Consider the following 3741-nt stretch of genomic DNA (forward strand, 5'->3'; position numbering starts at 1 on the left):
CGGATAGTCCGGCTGGCAGGAAAAACAGATCACCTGAGATGGTCAGAAAATGATCGCTGATGCGGTGATTTTGCTACTCTGAGCCCTTCAGCCGCTCAGAGGCTAATTGTTCAGCGGTTCCTTAACGATTGGTTCAGGTTCGCCGTAGGCGTCACTTGGAACCACTTGTTAATTTCCAGCCATTTGGGCCAAGCATCGACATACCTACACTTATATCTGGAAGAAAACCACCAATCATCCCAATTTCCGTCAACAGATCAAATCCAACAAGACTTGCACCAGCTCCCTCAGAAGGCGATGTGAAATACATCCTTGTATCAATAGAAGAAGAAATACAAAACTGTAGATAGCCACCAATTGTTGCTGCATTCTCTTCACAAAGAATGTTTGCAAGCGTAATAAATGGTGCCCTCCACCAGTTTAGGCTTTTTACTTCAAATTGAGATCTCTTCTCTTCAATAAGGTCAGAGATCTCCGGCTTACGATCACCAATGATTAGAAATGAACCATTAGAAATATTCGCTTCTTCTATGTTGATTTCAGTTGGTTTTTTTGGTGAGTTTGATAGTTTGTATGCCTTTAATGATGATGATTTGTCACAATAACCAAATAATGAAAATTCGCATCTAGCATTTGTAGGGTATGATCTCCCCAAACTCATAACATACCGCTCCCCAATCTTTTTAGCCAACTCAGCAATCTGCATTAAGGTCGGTATACGCTGATCAAATGGATAGTCAGGAACATCATAGAAATAAGCTTCTCTGAGGTTTCCAAGAAACGTACTCAACATTTCCTTGACATTATTTCCGATTAAAGTGCTACCCGAAAATCCAAAACCTAAGCTTAATAGCTTAATTGGTCTAACTTTGAGATAGTCACTTTCTTCAAATGCAGTTACATTTATCTTAAATAACTTGGGGCAGTTATCTGTCATAATACTGCCATTACTCCCCGTAACTCGAGAATCACTCACAGCCCAAATTGAATCGTATTCCTCTTGATTTCTCCAACAAACTATTGATGTGATGATGAACTCCTTTGGAGTTTAACGCTGAGCACAGCGGCACCCTTGGAGTGGCGACGGAGGAGCCACGGAAAGGGTGTCCGGCGGCCGTAGGCCGCGTACTGATGCGACTTGTTAAGGGCCTGTTTACCCTTGGTTTTTGAACTGGCACCCAATACCGAATGCCTACTCCAGATACTGTGTACCAATCTAACCCATGGCGCTAGGAGCCAGAACACCGAATGAGAGGCTGAACTCAGAATCCTGCGCCGGATTGCCCCGTGACCTGTACGCCGAACTGGCCGGCGAAACCGTTGCCAGACTGAGGGATGTTTTCTGTCTGCGGGCAACCGCTGAAGCCGATGCCAGCACCCAGCCAATGACCACCGGAGCCAAGGCCTTTAACAGCTTTATTCATGCGCATGCGCGTTTTTCTGGGAAGCCCTGCTTTTCTAAAAGCCTCTAACCTATTGGTAGAAAAGGGATAAGCACCAACTTCTCACTCTAAGGCTCGCTAGAAAAATGCGCATGCGCGTTAACATTTTTAGCTATCATTACAAATTGCACATAAACATGCAAAGAAAGTTATCAACTCTTTGTTATTAAAGGACTTTATAAAACTACACTCGCAAATTTGAGCACAAACCCATGTCAAGCATGCGGGAAAACACGCATTGCAGACTGAAAACACTTGATTATACTGTATACACATACACACCAAGAGAGGCTTTCCTAAGATGGCTAGTAGCCCTTTCCTGAATGAGGTTCGTACGTCTATCCGCGTCCGAGGGATGAGCATTCGGACTGAGAAAACCTACATTTACTGGATACGCTCTTTCATTCTCTACAACAATTGCCGCCATCCAAGTGAGATGGGGGCAGCTGAAGTTGTTCGTTTCCTGGGCTACCTGGCCACTAAGCGCAATGTGGCAGTCAACACCCAGCGTATAGCATTGAACGCGCTGGCGTATTTGTATAACCAATTCTTGAAGCAGCCATTGGGTGATCTTGAATTCAATTATGCCTCCAAGCCACAGCGTTTGCCTGAAGTACTTATGGCGGCTGAAGTTGCCAGCATCATCAAGGAAATGACCGGTAGAGATAAACTGATTTTTTCGCTTTTGTACGGTTCCGGGTTGCGAATTACTGAGTGCCTGCGCTTAAGGGTAAAAGACATCGATTTCTCTCGAGGATCAATAACAGTGAGAGATGGTAAAGGGGCAAAAGACAGAGTAACCATCTTTAGCCCGACCCTTTATGAAAGCACGAGAAACGTAATCAGCAATGCGCTAGAGCTGCAAGTACGAGACAACAAGGAAAGTATTGGCCCTTCTATCCCGGGTGTTCTGGCAAAAAAATACCCTTCTGCCTATCGGCAACCTGCGTGGATGTATTTGTTTCCATCTAGCAGTATTTCTCGCCACCCCGTCACTGGCGTGTTGTGTCGCCATCATTTGCATGATTCTGTACCCAGAAAGGCGTTAAAGAAAGCCGTGGTTGCTGCAAAGCTGTCTAACAAACGGGTCTCTTGCCATACATTTCGCCACAGTTTTGCCACGGAACTACTGAGAAACGGCAGAGATATCCGAACGGTCCAGGAGTTGCTTGGGCATTCTGACGTAGCTACCACGCAGATTTATACCCATGTGCTTGGCCAACATTTTGCAGGCTTAGGCTTTGTCTGAAAACCTGATTTTGCTAATGTTTACTATGCAGCAGTTGCATAGGTGATGTATGGCAGGACGTTACGAAATCTCTGATCAGGGCTGGGAGCTCATCAAAGATCTTGTGGTATCTCCAGCGAAAACGACTGGCCGTCCCCGTCGTGATGATCGCCAAATGCTAAACGGCATTTTTTGGATCCTTTGTTCTGGGGCCAAATGGCGGGATATACCCGACCGTTATGGCCCTTGGAAAACGGTTTATGACCGATTCCGGCAATGGCGCGATGATGGCACTTTTGAAGCAGTTTTAGCGCGCTTGCAGCTACGATTGCGTGAAGACGGTTTGATGGATCTGGATACGTGGATGATCGATTCAACGTCAATTCGTGCCACACGCGCCGCCTCGGGAGGCGGCAAAAAGGGGGCCAGCAAGAACCCATAGATCATGCGTTGGGACGTAGCCGAGGCGGCTTAACGACCAAAATTCATATGGTCTGTGATCGAAACGGCTGGCCTTTGGCATTTACGCTATCACCCGGACAGCATTCGGATACACAGCACTTCATTTCCACTCTGGAATGTATACGTTTGCCCGGCTTCTCAGGGCGTCCTCGAAAACGCTGCCGGTTTCTCGTGGGCGATAAGGGCTACGACAGTGATTTTCTTCGCCGTTACTGTGATAGACGCGGGATAAAGCCGATTATCGCAAGCCGTAACATGCAGCGTAAGTCGCGCCCCGGACTGCCACGCGGCTTTGATAAGCCCAAATATCGAGAAAGAAATATCATTGAGCGCTGCATTGGGTGGGTAAAAGAACTGCGCCATATTTGCACGCGCTACGATAAACTCGAAAGCAGCTTCAAGGCGATGGTATGCCTAGGGTGCATAGATCGCTGCTTACGAGCTAATTTTTCAGACAAAGCCTAACAAGCCCCCTGGATGCCATCACTTAGGTTTTGTACGAAAAGTTGGCTCGCAAGCAACGGTCGATGCACGCCACGCATACCATCGCCTTAAAGCTACTTGCCAGCTTTTCATAGCGTGTGGCGATGCGGCGACATTCTTTAAGCC

The 3741-nt window shown here is 46.9% G+C and carries 4 protein-coding genes; 2 read left to right on the top strand and 2 right to left on the bottom strand.

What is annotated here, in order from left to right; genetic code table 11:
• Window positions 1–151: 151 nt before the first annotated feature.
• Together HZS81_RS17760 and HZS81_RS17765 are read right to left on the bottom strand one after the other, a co-directional pair.
• The gene (locus HZS81_RS17760) at window positions 152–937 is read right to left on the bottom strand and encodes a hypothetical protein (RefSeq protein ID WP_179931857.1); all 786 of its coding nucleotides are present in this window, start codon (window positions 935–937) and stop codon (window positions 152–154) included.
• Window positions 938–1262: 325 nt separating this feature from the next.
• The gene (locus tag HZS81_RS17765) at window positions 1263–1424 is read right to left on the bottom strand and encodes a hypothetical protein (protein WP_179931858.1); all 162 of its coding nucleotides are present in this window, start codon (window positions 1422–1424) and stop codon (window positions 1263–1265) included.
• 319 nt (window positions 1425–1743) lie between these two features.
• Here HZS81_RS17765 and HZS81_RS17770 point away from each other — a divergent pair, with 319 nt between their 5' ends.
• Both HZS81_RS17770 and HZS81_RS17775 read left to right on the top strand, forming a co-directional pair.
• Complete coding sequence (locus HZS81_RS17770; protein WP_179931859.1) at window positions 1744–2691, top strand: integron integrase; 948 nt, start codon at window positions 1744–1746, stop codon at window positions 2689–2691.
• A gap of 49 nt (window positions 2692–2740) precedes the next feature.
• Window positions 2741–3597, top strand: a protein-coding gene (locus tag HZS81_RS17775) for an IS5 family transposase (RefSeq protein ID WP_179931860.1) whose coding sequence is annotated in 2 segments (ribosomal slippage) — window positions 2741–3097 and window positions 3100–3597 — 855 coding nt in all. Because the reading frame shifts where the segments join, the coding sequence is not laid out codon by codon here.
• The last annotated feature ends 144 nt before the right edge of the window (window positions 3598–3741 follow it).

It is taken from the genome of Vreelandella salicampi (assembly GCF_013415105.1).
Lineage (GTDB): Bacteria > Pseudomonadota > Gammaproteobacteria > Pseudomonadales > Halomonadaceae > Vreelandella > Vreelandella salicampi.